General features: G+C 67.8%; 20 protein-coding genes and 1 pseudogene. 7 read left to right on the top strand and 14 right to left on the bottom strand.

All coding sequences use genetic code 11. From position 1 onward, the window contains the following. Nucleotides 1-93 precede the first annotated feature (93 nt). Nucleotides 94-1,524 (bottom strand): aldehyde dehydrogenase family protein, encoded by a 1,431-nt coding sequence (locus tag CBM2586_RS26845; RefSeq protein WP_115690862.1) that lies wholly within the window; start codon nucleotides 1,522-1,524, stop codon nucleotides 94-96. Nucleotides 1,525-1,579: 55 nt separating this feature from the next. Continuing rightward, on the bottom strand, nucleotides 1,580-2,488 hold the full coding sequence (locus CBM2586_RS26850; protein ID WP_115690864.1) for an NAD(P)-dependent oxidoreductase: 909 nt from the start codon (nucleotides 2,486-2,488) through the stop codon (nucleotides 1,580-1,582). A gap of 343 nt (nucleotides 2,489-2,831) precedes the next feature. On the opposite strand from CBM2586_RS26850, the gene CBM2586_RS26855 reads away from it, so the two are divergent. Continuing rightward, on the top strand, nucleotides 2,832-4,133 hold the full coding sequence (locus tag CBM2586_RS26855; protein ID WP_115666281.1) for an MFS transporter: 1,302 nt from the start codon (nucleotides 2,832-2,834) through the stop codon (nucleotides 4,131-4,133). A gap of 124 nt (nucleotides 4,134-4,257) precedes the next feature. Here the strand turns inward: CBM2586_RS26855 and CBM2586_RS26860 are convergent, their stop codons facing one another. Next, nucleotides 4,258-5,196 (bottom strand): LysR family transcriptional regulator, encoded by a 939-nt coding sequence (locus tag CBM2586_RS26860; protein ID WP_115666565.1) that lies wholly within the window; start codon nucleotides 5,194-5,196, stop codon nucleotides 4,258-4,260. 159 nt (nucleotides 5,197-5,355) lie between these two features. Here CBM2586_RS26860 and CBM2586_RS26865 point away from each other — a divergent pair, with 159 nt between their 5' ends. From CBM2586_RS26865 to CBM2586_RS26875, 3 genes are read left to right on the top strand one after another with little or no spacing between them, the layout of a single operon-like run. Further along, nucleotides 5,356-6,360, top strand: coding sequence for a tripartite tricarboxylate transporter substrate binding protein (locus tag CBM2586_RS26865; RefSeq protein ID WP_115690866.1), 1,005 nt, complete (start codon nucleotides 5,356-5,358; stop codon nucleotides 6,358-6,360). A 12-nt stretch (nucleotides 6,361-6,372) separates the two neighbouring features. Continuing rightward, nucleotides 6,373-7,470, top strand: coding sequence for a maleylacetate reductase (locus tag CBM2586_RS26870; RefSeq protein WP_115691506.1), 1,098 nt, complete (start codon nucleotides 6,373-6,375; stop codon nucleotides 7,468-7,470). Between the two features lie 32 nt (nucleotides 7,471-7,502). Then, entirely contained in the window at nucleotides 7,503-8,468 is a 966-nt protein-coding gene (locus tag CBM2586_RS26875) for an SMP-30/gluconolactonase/LRE family protein (RefSeq protein ID WP_145987450.1), read from the top strand. 28 nt (nucleotides 8,469-8,496) lie between these two features. On the opposite strand, the gene CBM2586_RS26880 is transcribed toward CBM2586_RS26875, so the two are convergent. From CBM2586_RS26880 to CBM2586_RS26900, 5 genes are all read right to left on the bottom strand, one after another. Continuing rightward, a complete protein-coding gene (locus tag CBM2586_RS26880) occupies nucleotides 8,497-9,585 on the bottom strand; it encodes an extracellular catalytic domain type 1 short-chain-length polyhydroxyalkanoate depolymerase (RefSeq protein WP_115666277.1) in 1,089 nt (362 codons plus the stop codon). A 177-nt stretch (nucleotides 9,586-9,762) separates the two neighbouring features. Continuing rightward, nucleotides 9,763-10,641 carry a DUF2950 domain-containing protein gene (locus CBM2586_RS26885; RefSeq protein ID WP_115690868.1) on the bottom strand — a complete coding sequence of 293 codons (879 nt, stop codon included), beginning with the start codon at nucleotides 10,639-10,641 and terminating at the stop codon, nucleotides 9,763-9,765. A 3-nt stretch (nucleotides 10,642-10,644) separates the two neighbouring features. Continuing rightward, nucleotides 10,645-11,994 carry a DUF3300 domain-containing protein gene (locus tag CBM2586_RS26890; RefSeq protein WP_115690870.1) on the bottom strand — a complete coding sequence of 450 codons (1,350 nt, stop codon included), beginning with the start codon at nucleotides 11,992-11,994 and terminating at the stop codon, nucleotides 10,645-10,647. Nucleotides 11,995-12,046: 52 nt separating this feature from the next. Then, on the bottom strand, nucleotides 12,047-12,430 hold the full coding sequence (locus tag CBM2586_RS26895; RefSeq protein ID WP_231942694.1) for a hypothetical protein: 384 nt from the start codon (nucleotides 12,428-12,430) through the stop codon (nucleotides 12,047-12,049). 65 nt (nucleotides 12,431-12,495) lie between these two features. Continuing rightward, complete coding sequence (locus tag CBM2586_RS26900) at nucleotides 12,496-12,786, bottom strand: transposase (protein WP_172583390.1); 291 nt, start codon at nucleotides 12,784-12,786, stop codon at nucleotides 12,496-12,498. Between the two features lie 813 nt (nucleotides 12,787-13,599). On the opposite strand from CBM2586_RS26900, the gene CBM2586_RS26905 reads away from it, so the two are divergent. Further along, nucleotides 13,600-14,559 carry a LysR family transcriptional regulator gene (locus tag CBM2586_RS26905; protein WP_115690874.1) on the top strand — a complete coding sequence of 320 codons (960 nt, stop codon included), beginning with the start codon at nucleotides 13,600-13,602 and terminating at the stop codon, nucleotides 14,557-14,559. A 438-nt stretch (nucleotides 14,560-14,997) separates the two neighbouring features. Then, a pseudogene (locus tag CBM2586_RS26910) lies at nucleotides 14,998-15,628 on the top strand (response regulator). A gap of 27 nt (nucleotides 15,629-15,655) precedes the next feature. Here the strand turns inward: CBM2586_RS26910 and CBM2586_RS26915 are convergent. The 6 genes from CBM2586_RS26915 to CBM2586_RS26940 all read right to left on the bottom strand — a co-directional run bounded on the left by CBM2586_RS26915 (nucleotide 15,656) and on the right by CBM2586_RS26940 (nucleotide 21,684). After that, complete coding sequence (locus tag CBM2586_RS26915; protein ID WP_115666271.1) at nucleotides 15,656-16,117, bottom strand: MarR family winged helix-turn-helix transcriptional regulator; 462 nt, start codon at nucleotides 16,115-16,117, stop codon at nucleotides 15,656-15,658. 28 nt (nucleotides 16,118-16,145) lie between these two features. Further along, on the bottom strand, nucleotides 16,146-17,741 hold the full coding sequence (locus CBM2586_RS26920; RefSeq protein ID WP_115690876.1) for an MFS transporter: 1,596 nt from the start codon (nucleotides 17,739-17,741) through the stop codon (nucleotides 16,146-16,148). 111 nt (nucleotides 17,742-17,852) lie between these two features. Then, nucleotides 17,853-18,644, bottom strand: a complete 792-nt coding sequence (locus tag CBM2586_RS26925) for a DUF2182 domain-containing protein (protein ID WP_115690878.1) — start codon at nucleotides 18,642-18,644, stop codon at nucleotides 17,853-17,855. Further along, nucleotides 18,641-19,285 (bottom strand): DUF1326 domain-containing protein, encoded by a 645-nt coding sequence (locus CBM2586_RS26930; protein ID WP_115666268.1) that lies wholly within the window; start codon nucleotides 19,283-19,285, stop codon nucleotides 18,641-18,643. Before CBM2586_RS26930 ends, CBM2586_RS26925 begins: the two co-directional genes overlap by 4 nt. 232 nt (nucleotides 19,286-19,517) lie before the next feature. Next, nucleotides 19,518-20,486, bottom strand: coding sequence for a tripartite tricarboxylate transporter substrate binding protein (locus tag CBM2586_RS26935; protein ID WP_115666267.1), 969 nt, complete (start codon nucleotides 20,484-20,486; stop codon nucleotides 19,518-19,520). Between the two features lie 25 nt (nucleotides 20,487-20,511). Continuing rightward, nucleotides 20,512-21,684: a pyridoxal-phosphate dependent enzyme gene (locus tag CBM2586_RS26940; RefSeq protein ID WP_115690880.1), complete on the bottom strand. Its 1,173-nt coding sequence runs from the start codon at nucleotides 21,682-21,684 to the stop codon at nucleotides 20,512-20,514. A 99-nt stretch (nucleotides 21,685-21,783) separates the two neighbouring features. On the opposite strand from CBM2586_RS26940, the gene CBM2586_RS26945 reads away from it, so the two are divergent. Continuing rightward, nucleotides 21,784-22,695, top strand: a complete 912-nt coding sequence (locus CBM2586_RS26945) for a LysR family transcriptional regulator (protein ID WP_115690882.1) — start codon at nucleotides 21,784-21,786, stop codon at nucleotides 22,693-22,695. Nucleotides 22,696-22,713 lie beyond the last annotated feature (18 nt).

Consider the following 22,713-nt stretch of genomic DNA (forward strand, 5'->3'; position numbering starts at 1 on the left):
CCCGACGTCCCGTGGGCCGAACTCTTATCTTTACCTCCTTTGCCCCATGTTTCGTCGCAATCCTGTGACTTATCCGCCGCGCCCGCACATAGCCTACAGGCGGATGATCACGGATTTCAGCTGGGTGTAGTGCGCGAGTGCCTCCACGCCCTGCTCGCGCCCGTAGCCGCTGTGTTTGAAGCCGCCACAGGGTGTTTGCACAAATCCGCCGGAGTACTCGTTCACCACAATGCGACCGGCCTCGAGCGCGCCCGCGACGCGATGGACGCGACCGATGTCGCGGCTCCAGATTCCAGCCGCCAGCCCATAGTCCGAGTCATTGGCGATGCGAATGGCGTCCGTCTCATCCTCGAACCTGATAACGCAAAGCACAGGCCCGAAGATCTCCTCGCGCGCGATTTCCATGTCGTTGTTCACGTTGAGGTAGACGGTCGGCTCGATGAACCAGCCCTTCTCCATCCCCGCGCCCTGTGCCACACGCCCGCCAATGGCCGGAACCAGACCGAGGCGGCGGGCCGCGTCGAAGCTCTCCTGGACTTTCTCGAACTGTGCCCGGGTCGTCATGGGGCCATAGGAGGCGGCCGGGTCGGGCCCCACGCGCACGCCCGCGACCGAGGTCAGCAGCTTGTCGACAAAGGCGTCGTGGATCGATGATTGCACCAGCAAGCGGGTGCCGGCGGCGCACCACTGCCCCCCATTCCAGGTGAAGGCGGTGGTGCATCCCTTGGCCGCGGCGTCCAGGTCGGCGTCGGCAAAGACGATGTTGGCCGACTTGCCTCCCAGCTCCAGCGTGAGCGGCAGCATGCAGTCGGCTGCAATGCGCCCGAGTTCCCTGCCGGCTCGCGTGCTGCCTGTGAACGAGACCTTGCGCACGTCGCGATGCGTGGCCAGCGCCGGTCCGAGCGCAGGGCCGGTCCCCAGCACCACATTCAGGACGCCGGGCGGCAAGCCCGCCCCCTCGGCCAGTCTCGCGAACGCGATAAGCGAACCGGAGGTGAACTCCGAGGGCTTGGCGACGACGACGTTGCCGCAGGCCAATGCTGGTGCGATCGCCCGGGCAGCTTGGTGCAGCGGCGCGTTCCAGGGAAGGATGATGCCGATCACGCCGAAGGGGTCGCGCCGCGTGTAGACGTGATAGTCCGGCCCCACGTTGACGACTTCGCCATCCATCGCGTTGACAATGCCGCCGTAGAACTCAAAGTACTGCGCGGTGAGCGCCATCAACTGCGGCATCTCGCGGCCCGGCTTGCCGGTCTCGTCGCTTTCAATGCGGCCCAGTGTGCCGTCGCTGTCGCGCACCGCACGGGCGATCTCCACCAGGATGCGGCCCCGCTCGGAGGGACGCATGGCGCGCCACGCCGGCAGCGCGGCCGACGCCGCGGCAACGGCCGCGTCGACGTCCGGCTTGCCGCTGGCAGCCACCTCGCCTAGCCGGGCGCCCGTGCGCGGATCCGTTTTTTCCATGTATGCGCCGGTCGATGGCGGAACATCGTGTCCGTTGATGTAGTTCAGCACTCGATTCATTTCGATTCCTCGGTCAAGACATTGCGCGATGGGGTAGCGGCCCGCGCCACCGACTTCAGGCCTGGCAGCCGGTTGCCCCGATGGTTGCGCCGGCCAGCTTTTCGATCTGTTGGACGACGCGCGTCATGTCATCGTTTGCCCCGCCATCGGCCACGGCCGCATCGAAGAACTGCTTGACCACGGCGGACGCAAACATCGGCGCGCCGACTGCCTCGGCTTCGCTCAGGACCAGTCGCATGTCCTTGCGCATCAGGTCCATGCGGAAACCGAAGTCGAAGCGCCGCGACAAGACCTTGTCGGCAAGCAGCGTTTCGACGGCAAAGCCACGCGCGGTGGCGCTTTTCGACAGAACCTGGAGGATCGCGTGCGCCGGGATGCCTGCCTTTACGCCGAACAGCACGGCCTCCGCCGCCGTAACCAGCGCCGAACCGGCGATCATGTTGTTGACGAGCTTGAGCGTCTGACCGAGCCCCGGCTGCTCGCCAAGATGCGAGACGTTGCGCCCGTATGCCTCCAGCGCCGGCCGCGCGAGTTCAAATGCCCCGGCGTGCCCCGACACCATCACGGTCAGCGCACCTGCCTCGGCCCCCGCCACGCCGCCGGCCAGCGGCGCGTCCAGCGCCTGGATGCCATGCGCCTGCAGGACGGCCGCGAGCTTGCGCGCCACCGTCGGACCCGTGGTTGAATGGTCCACGAAGACCTTCACCGCGCCGGCGCCAGCGATACCACCAGCGCCGATCGCAACCTGTTCGACGATATCGGGGGTGGGCAGGCACGCCATCACTACCTCGGCGTTCTCGGCAACGTCGCGAACCGTGGCGCCGCGCGCCGCGCCAAGGCCGACGAGGTCATCGACCGCCGCCGCGTTGCTGTCGAATACCGTCACCGCAAGGCCACGTTGAACCAGGTGCCTGGCCATGGGTTTCCCCATAGCGCCCAGGCCGATAAAACCAAATGTCGTCATGCAGTGTCTCCTTGTGTGGTCGCGTGTCGATGACACGGACACGCTCGCTGTGCGTGTGCCACGGATACTAGGCCCGGCCACGCCACCCGTTCAACGCAGATTTTGTGCGGCAACGATTGATTTTTTTTCAATCGAAGGTTGCGTTCCCGGATCGCCCGGGGCCGCCGCTCCGGACGCATCCCTGGTTTGACGAAAACTCAATCGTCCCGGCAAAAAAAGTCGTTTGAGCCGACCTCTCTTCCAAACCTACGATGCGCGGACGTGCCAGGGCCATGCGCCGGGCACGCCCGTGCGCCATGCCGCAGGCGGCGCGATACCGACAAGATGATTCAAGGAGACCGGCATGGAAACGACCCTGCCAGCCGATGCATTTAGGCAACCCACGTCACTCACCCGCGCGCAGTCGAAGGCCATCGCGGCAGCAACGCTCGGTACCATCGTGGAGTTCGCCGACTGGGTAATCTACGCCACCTTCGCCTCGCTCTTTTCACGGCAGATCTTTCCGGCCGATAACGAGATGGTGTCCTTGCTGTCGGCGTTCGCGGTATTCGCCGTCGGCTTTATCATGCGGCCCGTGGGAGGCGCCGTGCTGGGGGCATACGCCGACCGGTACGGGCGCAAGAAAGGCCTGACGCTCTCGGTGGCGCTGATGGCCGCAAGCACCATCGTGATCGCGGTGTGCCCGGTCTATGCCACGATCGGCATGGCGGCACCTGTCATCCTGGTGCTGGCGCGCCTGGTGCAAGGCTTCGCCGCCGGCGGGGAGTTCGGTTCTGCCTCGACCTTCCTGGTCGAATCGGCGGCGCCGGCGCGCCGCGCCTACGCCGGCTCATGGCAATACTTCGGTATCAATGCCGGCGTTTTGGTAGCCGCCCTGATCGGCTACGCGCTGACACGCACGCTCGATCCGCAGGCCATGGCGGCATGGGGCTGGCGGCTCGGATTCGCGATCGCGGGCCTGATGGGCCTGGTCGCGCTTTGGATCCGGCTGTCCGTGGCGGAAACAGAAGTGTTCACGCGCAAGGTCGCGCACCGCACCGCCGCCCATCCTTCGCTGCTGGTCGTCACCAGGCACTGGCGCGCGTCATTGCGCGTGATCGGCATCGCCATGGCGGGCAACCTGACACTTTACCTCTGGCTCGTGCTGTTCCCGACGTTCGCGCACGTCCGCACCGGCCTGAGCCTTCAGGATGCCTTCAGTGCCAGCGCGATCTCCATCGTGGTCTCGCTGGTGGCCATTCCCCTGGTTGGCAAGCTTGCGGACCGGGTGGGGCGCAAGCCGGTCCTGCTGGCGTTCGCGGGCGGCTCGGCGCTGTTCGCCTGGCCCGGCCTGCATTTCCTTGCCAATGACTTCTGGCTCGCGACCGCGATCGTCAGCGTGGGCATGCTGCTATCGTGCGGCTATGCCGCCACCGCGGCCGCAGTCATGGCCGAGCAGTTCCCGTCCGAGGTGCGCGCCACCGGCGTGGCGCTGCCCTACGCCATCTCGGTAACCCTGTTCGGTGGCACGCTGCCCTACATCATGACCTCGATGTCGGAAGCTGGCTTGTCGGAGTACTGCTGGGTCTATGTCGCCGCGGTCTGCGCGGCGGGATTCCTGGTGTACGCCTTCATGCCGGAGACCAAGGGCAAGGCCCTGGAGTAGGCAACACAATGGCGCGAGCGCGGGCCGCAGGCCGCTGGCCGCCGTTCGCGCGCCTGGATGCCATCGCAATTGCCAATCGGCCCGAGAGATCGGGGCGGACGGCGTGAGCCGCGCCCGGGCCGTGCTACGCCAGCGCGGCTTCTCCTGCCATCGCCTGTTGCCAGGTCGGCGGGCTGCCTATGCTGGCGGTCAGGTGTGTGCAGAACGCCTTCACTTTCGCGCTGGCATGCTGGGTGGCGCGCAGCAGGTAGATGCCGCCGGGCGCCTGCGGCAGAAGGCCGTCGATCGACAGCTCCACCAGCCTGCCCGCGCCGATATCCGGCCCGACCGACCAGTCGGGCATCAGCGCGATGCCGAGGCCCTGCAGCACCGACAGCCGGCGCGCATCGCAGTCGTCACACTCGAGCGCAAAGCTGGCCTCGGCGGCGTGCGCCGGCGTCAGCAGTTCACGCCAGCCGCGCATGCTGGTGCTGTGGCCACGGTCGATCAGGCGGTGCCTGCCGATCTGGTCGGCATGCGTCGGGCGGCCATGCAGGGCCAGGTAGCCAGGCGTCGCGCAGATGATGTAGCGCTGGCTGGAGATGCAGCGCGCAACCAGCGAGCTGTCGGCCTGCTGGCCGACGCGGATCACGACATCGAACCGCTCGACCACGGGATCGACGATGCGCTCGGTCAACGCCAGCTCCACCGTCAGCCGCGGATACTGGGCGTACAGCGCGCCGAGGTGCGGCACCACGTGGCGCCGGCCGAATGCGGGCAGGCACGCGACCCGGATCAGTCCGCTGACGCCCTGCTCCAGCGCCGTCACGGCATCACGCGTATCGCTCAGCTCATGCAGGATGCGCGTGGCGCGCCCGAACAGCAGTTCGCCGGCGTCGGTGCGGACCAGCGCCCGGGTAGAGCGCGTGAACAGCGGCACCCCCAGCTCGCGCTCCAGCGTATCGATCTGCCGCGCCACCGACGAGGCGACCAGGCCGCGCTGGCGGGCTACCGCCGAGAAGCTGCCCGACTGGGCGACCTCGACGAAGATGGACAGGTTTTCCGCGAATCGGCTGAACTCCATTTTTGCAATCTCCGCAAAGGCCTTGCGCAGGCGGACCGGCTTCCCCCACGATTCGGCCCAGTCTAACATCCAGTGACCGATCCCGGCACGCCATCTTTAGCAAGTTAAGCAAAAGTGGAGCATGCCGGTCATCCCCATCACAGAGAGGAGCAGACCCCGATGGAGACTACCGCAGCAAAGACGATCCGGCGCTTCGCGCTGCCACGGCTGGCGGCCGCGGCGCTGGTCACGGTGACGGCCGTGTCGATATCCCCCGCCCCTGCCCGCGCCGACACCTGGCCGGCCAAGCCGGTCACACTGATCGTGCCCTATGCCGCCGGCGGCACCGTGGACAAGGTGGCGCGGCAGATCCAGGAGGGCCTGCGCAAGCGCCTGGCGCAGCCGGTGATGATCGACAATCGCGCCGGCGCGGGCGGCACCATCGGCACCGCACAGATCGCGCGCAGCGCTGCGGACGGCTACACCATCGGCATGGTGTTCGATGGCTTCGCCACCGAGTCGCATATCTATCCGAAACTGCCGTACGCCTCGCAGAAGGACCTGACCGGCGTCTCATACATGGTCCGCTCGCCGATGGTGCTGGTCGTTCCCGCCAGCTCGCCGTACAAGACGCTGCAGGACTATGTCGCGGCGGCGAAGAAGCCGGATGCCGTGTCGTACGCGTCGGTCGGCGCCGGCAGTTCCAACCAGCTGGTGGCCGAACTGTTCCATGAAGCCGCGGGAACCAGCGGCACGCATACCCCGTACAAGGGCGGCGGCCCGGCCATCAACGACCTGCTGGGCGGCCATGTCGATTCGATGATCGCCAGCCTGCCGCTGGTGATGCCCTACGTGCGGGCCGGCAAACTGCGCGCACTGGCCGTGACGGCCGGCCAGCGCGACGCGCGCCTGCCGGGCGTGCCGGCAGTGGCGGAGTCCTACAAGGGCTTCGAGGCCTATTCGTGGGTGGCGATGATCGCGCCGGCGGGCACGCCGCCCAACGTCATTGGCAGGCTCGCCGCCGAGGTCAACGCCACGCTGCGCGACCCGGCCATCGGCAAGGTACTGAGCGACGGCGGCTTCGATGTCATCGCCGGCGACAGCGCCCAGGCCAACAAGCTGATCCGGGAAGAATCCGTCCGCTGGGGCCGGCTGATCAAGTCGCGCCATATCGTCATTGAATAGGTGCCTGGCATCATGCGACCCTTTGTCTACCAGACCCACCCGCAGCGCATCGTGTTCCGTGCCGGCGCGCTCGCGACGCTCGGCGCCGAAGCCGACACCCTGCACGCACGCAAGCTGCTGGTGCTCTGCACCCCCCAACAACGCGACCTGGCCGAGCGCGCCGCCGAGGTGCTGGGTGCGCGCTGCGCCGGCATCTTCGACGGCGCGGTCATGCACGTGCCGGTGGAGCAGGCGCGGCTGGCGCGGTCCCGCGCGGCGGAACTCGGCGCCGATGCCGTGGTGGCGATCGGCGGTGGCTCGACCATCGGGCTCGGCAAGGCCATCGCCCTCGAATCGGAGCTGCCCATCGTTGCCGTGCCGACGACCTATGCCGGCTCGGAGATGACGCCGATCTATGGCCTGACCGAAGGCGGCCTGAAGCGTACCGGGCGCGATCCGCGCGTGCTGCCGCGCACAGTGGTCTACGATCCGGACCTGACCCTTGGCCTGCCGGTGGCAATGAGCGTGACCAGCGGCATCAACGCCATCGCCCACGCCGCCGAAGGGCTGTACGCGGGCGATCGGACGCCGGTCAGCGACTGGATGTGCCGGGAAGGCATCGCGGCGATGGGGCGTGCGCTGCCGGTGATCGCGGCCAGCGGTGGCGAGCGGGATGGCACCGAACTGCGCGCCGAACTGCGCGCGGCCAGGAGCGATGCCCTGTATGGCGCCTGGCTCTGCGGCGCCGTGCTGGGCAGCGCCACGGTTGGCCTGCATCACAAGCTGTGCCACACGCTGGGCGGCAGCTACAACCTGCCCCATGCCGAGACGCACACGATCGTGCTGCCGCACGCGCTGGCCTACAACGCGCCCGCGGCACCCCGGGCGATGGCGGCGATTGCCGCCGCCTTGGGCCGCCCTGACGCCACCGGCCCGCAGGCGGTGTTCGACCTGGCTGCTTCTTTGGGTGCTGCCGTGGCGTTGCGCGATATCGGCCTGCGCGAGGAGGATCTCGACCGCGCCTGCGAACTGGCGCTGCAGGCGCAGTATCCGAACCCGCGGCCGCTCGAGGCGAAGGCCTTGCGGCAACTGCTGCAGAACGCGTTTGACGGCGCGCTGCCCGCGCCATGAGCGCCCCACGCCAGAACCATGGAAAACAAGCGATGAACCGACATACGATTTGTGCGGCCTGCCTGGTTGCGCTCCTTGGCCACAGCCTTCCTCTTCTCGCCCAATCCGCCGCGGCCAGCGACCGCACCGTGCGACCGGTGGTGATGGCCCAGCAATCGGCGCCCTCCTTCCTGGAGAGCATCGCCGTGGGACCTGACAGGGCACTCTATGTCACGGACTTCCAGGGCCGGCAGATCCTGAAGTACGTCGACGACAAGGGATTTTCGGTCCACGCGCAACTCGACGTGCATCCGTGGGGCATGGTGTTCGACACCGACGGGACCCTGTACTTCGGCGCCGCGGAGGCTGGCATCACCGACAAGACCTCGCCGCCCACGCAATGGGTCTACCGCCAGGCCCCCGGTGATGCGCCGCGCCCGCTGCTCAAGGTCGGCCAGGCACGGTCCCTGAACGGGATGACGCTGCTCGCGCCGGGACGCGTGCTGATCGCCGACGGGCGCGGCGGCGTCATCTGGCACCTGGATGTGAAGACCGGGCGGGTTTCGCCCTTCATCCGGGACGACGCGCTCGATGCGCCGGCCGGGTTTCAGTTGCCCACGCCGGCAGCCAACGGCCTCAAGCTCCACCGGGGCCACCTCTATGTGTCGAACACCGCGCGCGCCACCATGCTGCGCATCCGCATCGGCAAGGACCTGAGGCCCAGCGGCGGCGTGGAAGTCTTTGCCGAGCCCGTGCGCGCCGACGACTTCGTGTTTTCGCCCGGCGGCAACCTCTATTACACGACGCACCGCAAGGAGGTCATGAAGATCACGCCGGAGCGCCACGTCTCCGAGGTGCCGGGCATCGGGCCGGAACTGGTCGGCAGCACCGCGCTGGCCTGGCGCGACGGCGACGACGGTCCCTTCGCCATCAACGACGGCGGCTTCATCGCACACCATTGGTATGGGGGCCCGCCCCCGACCGCATCGAATCTGGTTCGCCTCGGCGGATTGGACTGACTCGGGCGATGGCAAGCCGGCGGCTCCCTCAACGCCGGTGCTGCCGAAAGAACTCCCACATCATGGTGCTGGCATCCGGCCCGGTCTCGCTGTGATACCGGTAGCCGGCGTCGCCGCCGCTCCACGCGTGGCCCAGGCCCTCTACCTCGACCAGCGTCACCAGGTCGCGGTGCCAGCGGCCGAAGCGGTATTCATGCGACCGGCCCGGGACATCACTCGCGGGCTCGAACCGCGCGGGGCGCCCGGCGAGCCGGTCTTCCAGGCCGTTGTAGGCCAGAAACTGCCGCGCCAGCAGGCGCCCGTTGACCGGATGCACCGCATCATCGGCCAATCCGTGGATCACCAGTGCGGCCATTTCGGGGCCGCCCGGCGTCACGCCGGCGGCTTCGAGCAGCCAGGCGGGTTCGGCCTCGGAGCCCGCCTGCATCGCGCGCAAGCCGGCGCGCGGGTTGTCGGCCGCGCCGATGACCACGCCGGAATGGAGCGCCACCGCGGCGACCTTGTCCGGGTAGCGCAGCGCCACCACCGCGGCCATGGCCGCGCCGGCGGACATGCCCGCCAGGTAGATCTCGCGCTCGCGCACATCATGGCGCGCCGCCAGGGCGTCCAAGAGTGCTGCCACCGCCTGCGCCTCGCGTCCGCCATCGGCCGCGCCGAGGTCGAACCACTGCCAGCAGCGCTGCACCTGGCGGCGCAACGGCTGCTGCGGGTAGGCAACGATGAAACCTTCGCGTTCGGCCAGTGCATTCAGGCGCGTGCCCGCGGCCAGGTCATCCGGGGTCTGGCGACAGCCGTGCAGCACTACCACCACCGGCAGCGGGCCACGATGGGCCTTCGACGGGATGTAGAGGTGATAAGACAGTTGCGGCACCAGTTCGCCCGGCATCGGCGCCAGGCGCAGGCGATGCGCCTGCCAGATACCGCGCAGGCGCTCCGGCTCGGCGGCCGGACGTGCGGGCCTGGAGGGCCGGCGCGGCTCGGGCGGGCGCCCAGGGGTGAGCGGATTCAGCGAATCCATGCGCGAGAGCCAGGACTTCACCTGGGCTTCCGTGCGGGCCTGCACACGGCTCAAACGCCGCATGCGGGCATGCCAGTCGGCTGCAAGGCTCTTGGTCATGAGGACTCCTGTATGACGGAATCTCCTCCTATGCCTTATTGTTGCGTTGCAGCATACCACAGCCAGGAGACCTCCACCCGCCATTGGCGGTCGCGCGTCGGCGAATGCGAGCTGGAAGAGGAGCGGGCTGGCCCCCGACGGCCTATGCGCCCCGGGGGGTTTCCAGGCCCGGGGCAGTCAGCGGTCGGCCACCCGCTTCCAGCCCTCGGTCGCGAAGCTGCGCATGCCCCGGGCGCGCGCTGCCGTGCCCGGGCCAAGGTCGCGTTCGTAGAACACCCGCTCGCGGCCAAGCAGGAAGGTATTGACGCCGGTATCGCCATAGCGTGCCGGCCACGCGATCAGGCCGTACCCGCCCTCGCTGCCCCGGGCTGGCGGCAGGATGCGGTAGTGATAGCCGTAGAAGGCGTCGGCGGCGGGCGTTTCAGGGCCCATCGCCAGCGCGTCGGGGCCGAGCGGGCTTGCGTCCTGCTCGCTGGCGGCCGGCCAGTAGAGCCCGTCGGTCTGGCCGGGCGTGCTGATCAGCCGCCTGGCGTAGCGGCCCTGGCCCACCTGCTCGGCATAGCGCTGCTGGGCGTCTGCCAGCTGCAGCAGGGTTTCCATGGTGACCAGTTCATTGCGGCCGAGGCGGCGGCGGCGCACCTCCTGTTCGCCAGCGCGCAGGTCGAACTGCCAGCCGTCCTTTTGCCGGGCCAGCGGCACGGGAAAAGTCCACCCGCTTTCTCCCACCGCAATGCGCGCGCGGCGCTCGCCATCGGGCTGCACGGCATGGTGGCGCGCCCACGCGCCCAGGAATTTGTAGATGTCGTCCTGGTCGATCGAGCCCTGTGGCACCAGTGACTGGTATCGGCTGCCAAGCACCCGCTTCAGCGCGTCACCATCGCTGCGCGCGATGGCATCGCCGAGCGCATCGGCCGCCGCCTGCGCGCTGGGAAAAGCCTGCTGCGCCGCCACGGGAGCGCCCAGCGACAGGGCCACGACGGCGGTCAGCAGCGGCAGCGCGCGGGCAGCGCGGACGAAGCAGACGGCGGAAATCAGCTTACCGGTCTTGCGCATCATGCTTTACCTCCGGCCATGGCCAAAATGTTCACCGCCGCCCGGCCGGCCTGCGCCACCCATCCCGCCGCCGTGGCGCATGCCCTCCTGGTTGAACCCGGCCGCACGCTCCGGCGCCTGATGCTGAGCCAACTCGGCACGCTGCGTCTGTTGGCGCACGCGCTCGCCATTGCCGGCGTCGCGCAGCGCGCTGTCACGATTGGCATTGCGCGCGCGGTCGCGCGCCGCGGCCTGGTCGGCGCGCTGGTGATCGGCCCCCGCGGGCCGGGGATTGTGGGCGCCGGCGCCGCCCGCGCCGGGCCGCGCGCCCTCGGTGCGGCCGGCCACGCCGCCGTTATGGCCGGGAATCGCCTGGCCGGTACGGCCTTCGAACGACCGGGCGGCGCGATCGCGCGCCTGGTCGCGCTCGGACGGCTGGCGCTGCACGGCGCCGCCGGCGCGCTGGCCCGCCTGCGCGCCCGCCTGCGCGCCCGCCTGGCGATTGGCAAGGCCGGCCTGGCGTGGCTGGTCATAGCGGCCACGCACCGTCGCATTGTTGTAGGGCACGTCGCCGCGCCGGGCCGGGTTGTGCTGCCAGTTCACGTTGGCGCGGTTCACGTCGAGGCGCTGGTTGACGTTGATGTTGTTGTAGCGGTTCACATTGATGTTGACATCGTGGTCGTGCCAGTCGAATCCGCCCCACATCGCATCGACCGCGGCCACACCCAGCCCGAAGCCGATGCCGGACACCAGCGCGGTGGCGAACATCGAGCCCGGCGGCGGCGGGTAATACGCCGGCGGATAGGCCGGATACGCCCAGGTGCCGTAGACCGTGGTCGGGTTATAGGTCGGCACATAGACCACTTGCGGATTGGCCGGATCGATCTGCACGATGGTGGTGCCGCCGGAACTCTGGGTCACCACTTTCTGCTGTTCGGTGGTCTTGAGCGTACCGGCCTTCTGCGCCTGCGAGCGCAAGCGCTGCACCGAGTCCATCACGTCATTGGGCTGCGCCAGGAACGCATCGCCGATCGACTGCACCCACTGGGGCTGGCGTCCCATCATGTCGAGCACCGACGGGAAGGCGGCCAGCGATTGCACGCTCGGGTCCCAGCTCTGGCTGGCCACCGCCTTGGTCGCGGCGTCGCCGGACAGGCTGGGATTGGCCTTTGACCATTGCGCCGCCGCGGCCACGTCGGCGGGATACGTCGCCGCCATCAGTACCTGGGACAGCAGCGCATCTGGATACAGCGCCACCGGCGCGGTCAGCTGGTCCAGTTGCGCCTGGCTCAGCGTGGTTTGCCCCAGCGCGGGCTGCAGGGGCAACACTAGCAGCAGTGACAGGCACCATGCGAAGAGCTGTTGAAGACGATGCATGTTGACGCTCCACAAGTACGCAAGCAACAGCGGGCCGACTGGGGCGCACCGTTCAGCGACGCTCCTGCGCGCACTGCTGGCGATACGCCTCTTCCAGGCGCTTGCGATCCGCCTGGCGTTCCAGTGTCGGGTAGGTGCGCCCGTCAGCCGTGGTTACCGAACCTTTGCCGGTGGACCATTGCGGCCCGCCGGGAAGTGCGTTGATCTGGTCAAGCAAGCGCTGGCAGTGCTCGCGCTGCGATGCCGACAGCGTGCCGCCGGGCCCCTCTGCCCCCGCGGTGGCTTCATCCAGCATGCGCGGCGGTGGCGGCGCCACCATCGGCGTGCCCGCGGCCGAAGCAGCCGAAGCCGCGCTGGCATTCCCGGCTGCCCACAACGGGGCAGCCACCGTGGCGATGCATGCCAGCATGCCCGCCTTGATCAGAACCTTCTTCAAACCCATCACTCCAGAGCATCCACGGCGAGTCTTCCGCCATGGGCATATCGGGGAACCGTCCGCCGCTAGCGATCCTTGCCATGGGTGCCACGGCGCCCGGAACGGTTGCGCATCAGCTCCAGCTGGAGCAGTGCATCCGCAAGCATACTCTTGAGCCTGGCGTTCTCTTCCTGCAGTTCGCGCAGCTTGCGCCCGTCGCGGGCCTCACTGGTGCCCGGCGCGCCGTAGCGGCTGCGCCATCCGTAGAACGATGCATCGCTGAAGCCATAGCGCGCGCACAGCTCGCGCACCGGCACGCCGCTGGCGGCCTCGGCCAGGTAAGCGCGGATCTGTTCTTCCGAATACCGTCTGTTCACGAATCTCTCCGCTTCGCAACGGCGGGGCCCTGGCGTCGCACAGCCAGCCGGCGACGCCAACCGTGCCGACTCTGGCCGTAAGTTAGCCCAGGGCCGCGGCAAAAGGCAATTCAGTGTCTTCGCAGTGCGAGTTAAGAAAATTGTCGCGGCGCGCCGGTTGCACCCATTGGCATGCGCAACCAAATTTCGTTATTCCAATTTGGAAATAACGTGGACTGATTGCATGCAAATGTCACCCAAGCGGGGGATGAAATATTGTCGAAGGCACCGGTATTTTACGCCAGAGCTGCCCGCAAACGGCGACGGCAAGCCATGTCTGCGACGCGATACAAAGTCCTGAACAGGATTTGGCAGGTCTGTCATCAAATCAAGTTTCTATGACTTTTTCTAACCATGTATTAAGATTCCTCGGCATAACTAAATTTCGGACTCCTTCGCACGGCGCACATTCAACGCCGGCAGAAGCGCGGCCCGGCAGTGGGCACCATCGAGCCGTCGTGTAGTACGCTGGCGCCGATCCTGACCGCCGGCATGCGCCTGAGTTGATGGTTCAAGGAAGCGCTACGCTGTTGGTTGAAAGCAAGCCGGACACCAGCTTGTCACGCGGGTAGTGAAGCATCCTGCTGGAGTATTTGCGCGCGGGACTTCGTACTGGTGAAACCAGTTTCGCGCGGCGTGGCGCCGATCGCGAGCATCGGTGGCAACAGCACCGCGGTGTGCCCGGTTTCAGGCGCGCCATGAAGGGCGCATTGCAGTTTGCATCGGACCGACAAAAAAACAAGAAGGCGAAGTCGCGTATCAGGAGAAGTCGGAATGCGTCATGTCAGCACGAAGTTGTTGCATGTCTTTGTCCTGGTCATGGAGTACCGTGACCTGAGCGCAGTTGCGGCTTGCACCCAGGGACGCGTGCCCACCGTGGCCTACAGCCTGGCGCGCTTGCGCGAGATCACCGGCGACCCCTTGTTCGTCAAGCGCAACGGCATGCTCGAACCCACGCCGCACGCGCTGCGCCTGGAACAGACGGCGCGCCAGATCCTGGCGAAATGGAACCACCTGGTGCGGCCGGGCGAACCCGGCCCGAGCAAACGCCGCGAAGGCGGCAGACGCGTCTCCATCGGCTTTTCTTCATCGATCGGCGACCCCGTCATCACCGAGATCCTGACCGCACTGTGCGAGCAGTTTCCGCAAGACAGCTTTGTCACTCGCCCGGTGATTGCCGACGCCGCCCTCGCCGGCCAGCTGAGCGACGGCGAACTCGACTGCGCCTTCGTCGTCGACAGCGGACATGATCCCGGACGCGTGCGCCAGCACAACATCATGGCCACGCCGCGCCGGCTGGTCAGCGCCACGCGCGGCGGCAGCCAGGATGAAAGCGAGAGCGCCTGGATCCTGTTGCAGGAAGACAGCGAAGCCGGCAGTCCGCTGCGTGCCTTCCTGAGCCGGCAGGCCGGCACGCCCGGCCATCGCGAGACGGTGGTGCCTTCCTGGCATACGCAGATCACGCTGCTGCATTCCGCCGGCGGCATCTGCCCGGTGCTGGATTTCAACGTGCCGCTGGTCACGCGCGAGCGCAAGACCCGGCTGCTGGCACCGCCCAGCAGCTTTCCCGAATGGGCCGCCCTGCATTTCTGGGGACCCGAGCGCAACAGTGACCAGGGCGTGCTGCACGAGGTCATGGAAGTCGGCAGCGCCGTGCTGCGCGACCCGCTCAAGGCCATCGACGGGCGCCGCAACGGCCGTCCCGCGGTCCCGGCCGAGGCCGCGACGACCTGACACCAGGCGCGCTGCCAGCATGCAAGGCCGCTGTCCGCCGCAAGGCGGCAGCGGCCTTTCTTGTCACGGAACAATGTCACCGATCGTTATCGGCGAGCGTTGTCGGGATCGGCGACAGCCATGCCGTTTATCACCTTGCCGGGACGGATCTCCGAGCAACCGGCCCGCGCTGCACTAGCGCGCTGGCTGGCCAGGGATCTTTTCGGGCAATGATTTACGAATCCTCCTAGTTCCGCCGCACTGACTCACCGCTATGCTGCCATGGCATTGCCGCGGTCCGACCGTCTCCCGTCTGGCCCGGGCCGGCGGTAATGCGAGCAGTTGTCCGGCGCCTCCATGTCTGGCGTCATTTTTGCGCCGCACGTCGCCCAGGCGTGCGGCGTTTTCTTGACGTTGCCGAGGGCTGCGCCGCCTGAACAAGAATCGAGGAGCAACCCGATGGCATTGAGGATCCTGCTCGCCGACGACCACCCGCTGGTCTCGGCGGCCGTCGCCGACCGCTTGCACACCCAGACCGGCTGGGAAGTCTGCGGCAGCGTGACCAGCGCGACGGCGCTGCTCAACAGCATCGACAGCCTGCGCCCCGACGTCGTCATCACGGACTACCACATGCCGGCGCAGGGCGAACGCAACAGCGACGGACTGCGGCTGCTGGCGAGCCTGCGGCGGCGGCATCCGTCGATGGCGGTGATCGTGCTGACCATGATCACCAACCCGCTGGTGCTGCGCTCGATCCTCGACACGCAGGTGCACGGCCTGGTGCTGAAGGATGCGCCGCTGACCGAACTGGTCACGGTGGTGTACCGCATCCAGCAAGTCGGCCATGGAAGTGCTGTCGCAGGCTGACCCCAGCAGCCTGGCGGGCGCGGACCGCCTGTCGCGGCGTGAAATGGAGGTATTGCGGCTATACCTGACCGGGCGCTCGGTCAGCGAGATCGCCATCCAGCTGTGCCGCAGCGTCAAGACCATCAGCCGGCAGAAGAACTGCGCCATGCAGAAACTCGGCGTCACCAACAACCGCGAACTGTTCGAGTTTGCCGCGCTCAACGGCCTGCTGCTGAGCGGTTGAGCGGCTGAGCGCAACGCCGCCGCGGCATCAGGCCACGTCGGCCTGCTCCGCCGCGCGGGCCTGCGCGTGCGCGATGCCCGCCTCGAGGCGCGCCAGGCCGCGCGACAGTTCGCGCATGGTGGTGGGCGAGACCTCGGACAGCACATCCTCGAGAAAGGCCGAGCGCAGCGGCATGGCGCGCGCCACCACCTCGCGTCCGGCCGGCGACAGCGTGACATGGGTCACGCGGTTGTCGCGCTCGGAGGTGCTGCGCTCGACCCAGCCCAGTTCCTGCATGGCCTTGAGCTGGCGCGTCAGCGCACCAGGGTCCATGACGACCAGGTCGGCCAGTGCCTTCTGGCCGATGGCGCCCTCCTGGTGATGCAGCGCATGCAGGATGCGCCAGCGCGGCAAGGGCAGTCCCATGCGCTGCTCGAACGCCCCCGCATAGGCGCGGTAGGTCCGGCCGAACTGCTGCAATACGGCCACGCTCTGTCGCTCCAGTTCCATCCATTCTCCTCAGGGTAAGTTGCCGGCATCATTCCGCCGCCATCGCCGGCGCGGAGCTGCGGGTCAGCTTGATCGACGGCACCTGGCGCGCGCACCAAACGCCCAGCGCGGCCGCCGCCCCGGCCACTACCAGGCCCAGGTGGATGGACCCCACCAGCGACATGCGCGCCTGCTCCAGCAGCAATGCGCCATTGTGCCCGGCCTGCTCCAGCTGGCCCAGCAGCGCCAGCTGCGACGCCTTGTCGATCAGCACCTGCGGGTCCGCCATGCGTGACGCCCACTGGCTGGCATGGGCGCCGGACAGCGCCTGTTCAACGCCGCCGGTGTAGCTGCGCGTCACCAGCGTGCCCACGATCGCGGTGCCGACCATGCCACCGACCATGCGCAGCGATTGCAGCATGGCCGTGGCGATGCCGAGGTGCTCGCGGCCCGCGGTCTGCTGCGCGAACACCGTCAGGTTGGGCATGATAAAGCCGAGGCCCAGGCCGCCGACCAGCATGATGGCCATCAGCACGCCATGCGGCATGCCGCGGGTGGCCTGCGACAACCCCAGGCAGGACAGTGCCAGCATGCCGAAGCCGGCATAGAGCATATTGTTCGGGCGCGGGATGCGCGTCACGATGCGGCCATTGAGGATGCTGCCCACGGTGATGCAGACCACCAGCGGCGTGATCAGCACGCCGGCCTGCTTCGGCGAGTAGCCGAACCCGCCCTGGAACAGCAGCGGCGCATACAGCAACAGCGCGAACATGGTAAAGCCGGTGAACACCGCCAGCTTGAACAGCGGCGCCAGCCCGGGATCGCGGAACATTTCGACCGGCAGGATCGGATTGGCGCAGCGCCGCTCCCACTGCCACAGCGCTGCCAGCGCCATCGCCGCCAGCACGAGCAGCCCCGCGGTATAGGCGTCGAGGCCACGCGCCGGCAACAGTTCCACGCTCATCTGCATGCTGCCGAGGCCGGCCGCGATCAGCAGCGCCCCCAGCCAGTCGACGCGAATCGGCCCGCGATGCGCCTGCTGGCGCAGATGCGGCAGGTAGCGCCAGGCAAACCACAGTCCCAGCACGCCCACCGGCAGGTTGACGTAGAACACCGCGCGCCAGCCATACCACTCCGTCAACAGGCCGCCCAGCGACGGTCCGACCGCATTGGCAATGCCGAACGCCGCGCTCAGCATCACCTGCCAGCGCAGCCGCACGTGCGAATCCGGAAACAGGTCGGCGATGCAGGCAAAGGCCGTACCGACCAGCATGCCGCCGCCAATCCCCTGCAGCGCGCGCGCGCCCACCAGGAACGGCATGTTCGGCGCCATGCCGCACAGCGCCGAGGCCACCGAGAACATCACGATCGAGGCCAGCACGAATGGCTTGCGTCCGTAATAGTCTCCAAGTCGGCCGAACACCGGCACGGTGATCACCGAGGTCAGCAGGTAGGCCGTGGCCACCCATGCGTAGTACTCGAACCCCTGCAACTCCGCCACCACCGTGGGCAGCGCCGTACCCACCACGGTCTGGTCCAGCGCCACCAGCATCACCACGAAAGCCACGCCCAGCATGGCCAGCAGCGATTCGCGAAAGGGCAGGACCTGGCCGGGGGGCTGGAGACTATGTGGCTCGGAGCTCATTTTATTGCTCGATCAATCGTTGCACTGTCAATGATTATAGGGCAAGTTCCGCTGCCTTGCCGTCGCAGGCGCGGGTGTCATGCCAGCGCGCCGCACCGCAAGCTGGCTGCCCTAAACCAACAGGGTGGCGGCCGCCCAGATGATCAACAGGGCCCCCAGCACGCGGCCGGCACGCTCGCCACCGGGCAGGATTTTTTCGATGAAGACCACCAGGGACAGCGCCGCGATCCACACGATGTTCATGATGCCGCCGACGAACAGCAATGCCATCAGCATCCAGCAGCAACCCACGCAGTAGGCGCCGTGGCGCAGGCCGAGCACGAAGCTGCCGGCAACCCCGGGACGCCAATGCGCGACCAGGAAGGTCGCCGGCGCGCGGCACTGTGCCAGGCAAGCGCGCTTGATCGGCAAAAACTGATAGACGCCCGCCGCGAGCAGCACGCTCGCGGAAAGGAGGGCGCTCTTCGACCACAGCATCATTGCCGAAATCAGGCCGGTCGGTTGCAGCGCCAGCTGCAGCAATGCCGCGCCGATGGCAAACCCGAGCCATGCGGTGAGGTAGCCGGCCAGCAGAAGCACCGAAGTGGCAGCAGGCCCGCCCGCGGAGGTGCCGTGATGCCGCAATACCCGCCGATACAGCAGCACGACCGGCGCCGCGCTGGGTGTCATCATCGCGATCATCATCACCCACCACATGAGGATGACGGTGACCAACGGCGTATCCATGCCAGCGACATCGCCTGGCAGCCGATGCGGGAAAAGCGTGACCGCGGTCATGTCGAGAGCGGACATGCCGGTGCCCGCCCCCGCCCACAGGTAGCCCCACGACAACGCGACAATGGCGACGATGCCCAGCGAGGTGATGGCGCGCTCGCGTCCGAGGACGTTGTCGAGACGGCTCATGCGGCAGTGCGATGCCGGATCAGTCCCTGGTTGTTCATGTGCAATCGTGCGAACTGCGCATAGGTGCCATTGAGCTCCAGTGCGATATTGCCTTGCGAGCGGCTGGTGCCGGAGCCGATCTCGGCAAGCTCGTACTCGAAGCCGTGCGGCAGGTCGATGCGGGCGCGATGGTCGGCGCCGGTCACCGGGTTGCGGATCGGTTCGCCGACGGTGTCGAACACACCTTCGACATGGATCCGGCCGCGGCGGGCATCGACGTCGACGTCAAAGTCAATCCTCGTGAAGATCGGATCGAAGGCTTGCTCGAGCGTCGACGCAAATACCGCGAACATGGTCGCGAACGGCTCGGTGTCCTGCCCGGTCATGATCTTCAGGACGGCTTCGCGCTGGTCCGGGGTGGCCCGTTCGTCGACGATCGGCTGACACTTGCCCTTCCCCTCGTGGATCGGGCCGGGCCACTGGAACACCACCGCGATGTTGAGGCCATCGAGTCGCACCTCGCCATAGTAGCCGTCGCTGATCGAGATCGCGCCCATCGCTTCGCAGAAGCCCTTGGTCGGCAGCGCGTTGAACTGGCATGGGCAACCGTACGCGCAATTGCAGTTGATCAGCTCGGTGCCTTGGATTTCCCAGGGGGTCATGGCAGTTCTCCTTGCGCTTGACGTCTTGAGCGCCTGCTTATCGTCCCCGCACGATGGGCAGCCTGGCTTGAATCTAGTGTGCAGCAAGAGGAAGTCAAGACGGCATCCGCGCCGGCATGTGCGTTCGGCTACCGTCAACCTTGCGATGTACCATCGCTGGCAACCGAGGTTCCCATGCCTGCACCGATGCGGAAGTGCCTGTGGTGGTACAAGGGCCCGCAGGCCCCTGGGTTCATTCGGGTTGAATACCCGCTTGCTTCACCAGATTCCCCCAGCGCTCGACCTCGGTGCGCAGCCGGTCGCCCAGTTGGGCGGGGGTGGACGCTTTCAGGTCGATGCCCTGGCTGTCGAGCCGGGCTTTGGTCTGCGGATTCGCCAGCGCCGCGCGGACTTCGTCGGCAAGCCTGTTCACCACCGCCGTCGGGGTCCGCGCCGGCGCGACCAGGGCCCACCACTGGCTGACCTGCATGCCAGGCAGTCTGGCCTCGGCGGCGGTCGGCACGCCGGGCAGCGCAGCCACGCGCACCGGGCCCGTCACCATCAACGCCGAGATCTTGTTGCCGCCATGCAGGCTGCTGCCGCTTGCCAGGGTGGCGAAATGCCCCTTGACCAGCTGCGCGGAGACATCGGTCAGCGCCGGCGCCGAGCCGCGGTACGGCACGGGGTCGACCGGGATACCGGCCTGGCCTTCCAGCATCTTGGCGGCCAGGTGGCTGATCGAGCCATTGCCGCTGGTGGCCAGCTGCAGCGGCGTTCCGGCCTTGCGCGAGTCCGCCAGGAAGCGCTGGATCTCTCCGGCGCGGTACTGCGTGCTGTCGGCGAACAGGACCAGCGGCGCCTCGCCGAGCAGTGAAACCGGCGTGAAGTCGCGCAACACATCGTAGGGCATCTGGCGGAACACGGACGGCGCAACGGTGTGCGCCAGTTCGATGACGCCCAGGGTGTAGCCATCCGGCGCGGACTTGGCCAGCGTGTCGGCGCCGATGCGGCCGGAGGCGCCGGCGCGGTTGTCGACCACCACGGGCTGCCCCATCGATTCGCTCATGCGCTGCGCCACCGCTCGCGCCAGCGCGTCGGTACTGCCGCCGGCGGCCCAGGGCACGACCAGCCGGACCGGCTTTTCCGGATAGGCGGCCAGCGCCGGCGGCATGTGGGCCGCGAGGCAGCAGGTAATGGCAGTCAGCAGGTAACGCAGCTTCATGAGTCTCTCCCCAAGGTGTTTGAATTCATGCCTGGCCCGGATCGCGGTCGCCGCGCGCGGTCAGCATCAGCATTACGGCGTGCGTCCGGTCGATGCGCCCGCCGGCGCGCAGCGCCTGCGCCGCCGCGAGGCCCGCTCCGGCGCACAGTTCGACCCAGAATCCCGCGGCGGCGAGATGGCGCGTGCCGTCGCGCGCCGCCGCATCGTCGACGACCACCGCGCCGCCGCCCGAGCGCCTGGCGGCATGGACCTGCTGGGCGGTCACGGTTGAGCCCGCCGTGGAGAACTGAAGGGTGGTGCCGGCGAAGTCGGATTGCTGCGACGCGCCGGCCAGCACCCGCGACAGCCGTGGAAACGGTTCTACCGCCCAGAGGCGTGGCAGTTTCGGCAGGTGTCCCAGTGCGACGAGGTCCCGCAGCGCGCTGAAGATGCCCCACAACAGATCGCCGCGCGCAGTCGGCACGATGACATGGTCCGGCCGGCACCCTTGCGCCACCCATTCCAGCGCGACGGCCCGGTAGCCCTCGACCCCGAATGCCGGGCTGCCCACCGCGGGCACGCTGTAGTTGGTCAGCGCGAATGCGCCATCGTCGCGGACGCGCCGGCGCACATGCGCCCAGCGCGCATGACCGTTATCGCAGACGACACGCCGTGCGCCGTAATGGCGCAACGCCGCGTCAAACACGGCGGGCAGCGCCTGGTAGGTCGCGACTTCGCAGTCCAGCCCCGCGGCGGCGCAATAGGCCGCGGCCGAGACGGCGGCGTTGCCGCTGGATGCCAGCACCACCTCGCGCGCGCCAATATCGAGGGCCCGGCTGATGGCCTGCGCCGACATGCGGTCCTTGTGCGATCCGGTCGGGTTGGCGCCTTCGTTCTTGATCCAGACGGCACCCACCTCGGCCAGCGACGCCAGCGCTGGCACCGGGACGCATGGCGTGGCGCCCTCCCCCAGCGACACGCCGTCGAGGTAGGGCTGCCAATGGCCCCATGTATAACTTCCGCTTTTCGGTGCAAAATCCAGTGCCTGGGCGTCGTAGACCGCCTCGAGACTGCTTGGATGACCGGCGGCCGCGCACGCCGGGCAGCCTTCCGGCATGTCGTCGAGCGCATAGCGGGTGCCGCAGGCGATGCATCGCAGCGCCTGCATTGCTGGATTGATGAGCGGTTTGATCGGAGACGGAATGCCGCTGGCGCGCATGGTAAAGCCCGAGGTGAAAGCGGCTCGAGTCTATGCCAGCCACGGCTTCGTGGCGCAGGCGCGCCGATGATCGACTTAAGCAAAACTTATAGGATTGAGATGGAGACAGCCGCCGATACCGGCATCAGCGCCCGGCAGATCGAGGTCTTCCGCATGGTCATGCGCCTGGGATCGGCCCGCCGCGCCGCCGAAGCGCTGCATGTCAGCCAGCCCGCCGTGACACAGATCGTGCTGCAGCTTGAAAAGGCGGCGCGGCTACGGCTGTTCGATCGCAGCAAGGGGCGCATGGTGCCGACACCCGAGGCGGCATCGTTGATGGACGAAGTCGAACGGGTCTATGTCGGCCTCGACGCCGTGCAGCGCAGGATCGATCAATTGCGCACGCACGAGGATACGGTGCTGCGCGTGGGGGTGTTGCACGCCATGGCGTCGAGCGTGATGCCGGCGGCGGTGGCCGACTTCGTCCACAGCTATCCGCGCGTTCGTTGCCAGCTGGAGGTTGACAGCTCGCGCGGCCTGCGCGAGCGCTTGCTGCAGCGCGAACTGGATATCGCCTTCATGGGCGATGAAGCGGACACCAGCGGCCTGACCGCTTCCGAGTTCTATGCGGTGCAGGCCGTCTGCGTCGCGCCGGCGACGCATCCGTTTGCGGCGCGCGCCAAGATCGGCATCGAGGACCTGGCCGACGTACCGCTGATCGGCCTGGACCCCGCGGATCCCGCGCAACGCCGGCTGCAGGCGTGCTTTGCCGAACTCGGCATCGCCCCGCGCTTCGTGGCCACGACCCCGTACAGCCACACGCAATGCTCGCTGGCGCTCGCCGGTGCCGGCCTGGCGATCACCAATCCGCTGGTCGCCCGCACCTGTGTGGCGCTCGGGCTGCGCAGCGTACCCCTGACCGCTCCGGTTCGATTCCGCGCCATCCTGGCCTTCCATCCTTCCCTGGGCCAATCCACCGCGGCGCAGCAGTTCGTCAGCCTGTGCCGCCAGCGCCTGGCCGATCTGCAGTAAGGCACGCGTGGCGGCGGC

The sequence above is a fragment of the Cupriavidus taiwanensis genome, assembly GCF_900250115.1.
In the GTDB taxonomy this organism is placed as follows: Bacteria; Pseudomonadota; Gammaproteobacteria; order Burkholderiales; family Burkholderiaceae; genus Cupriavidus; species Cupriavidus taiwanensis_B.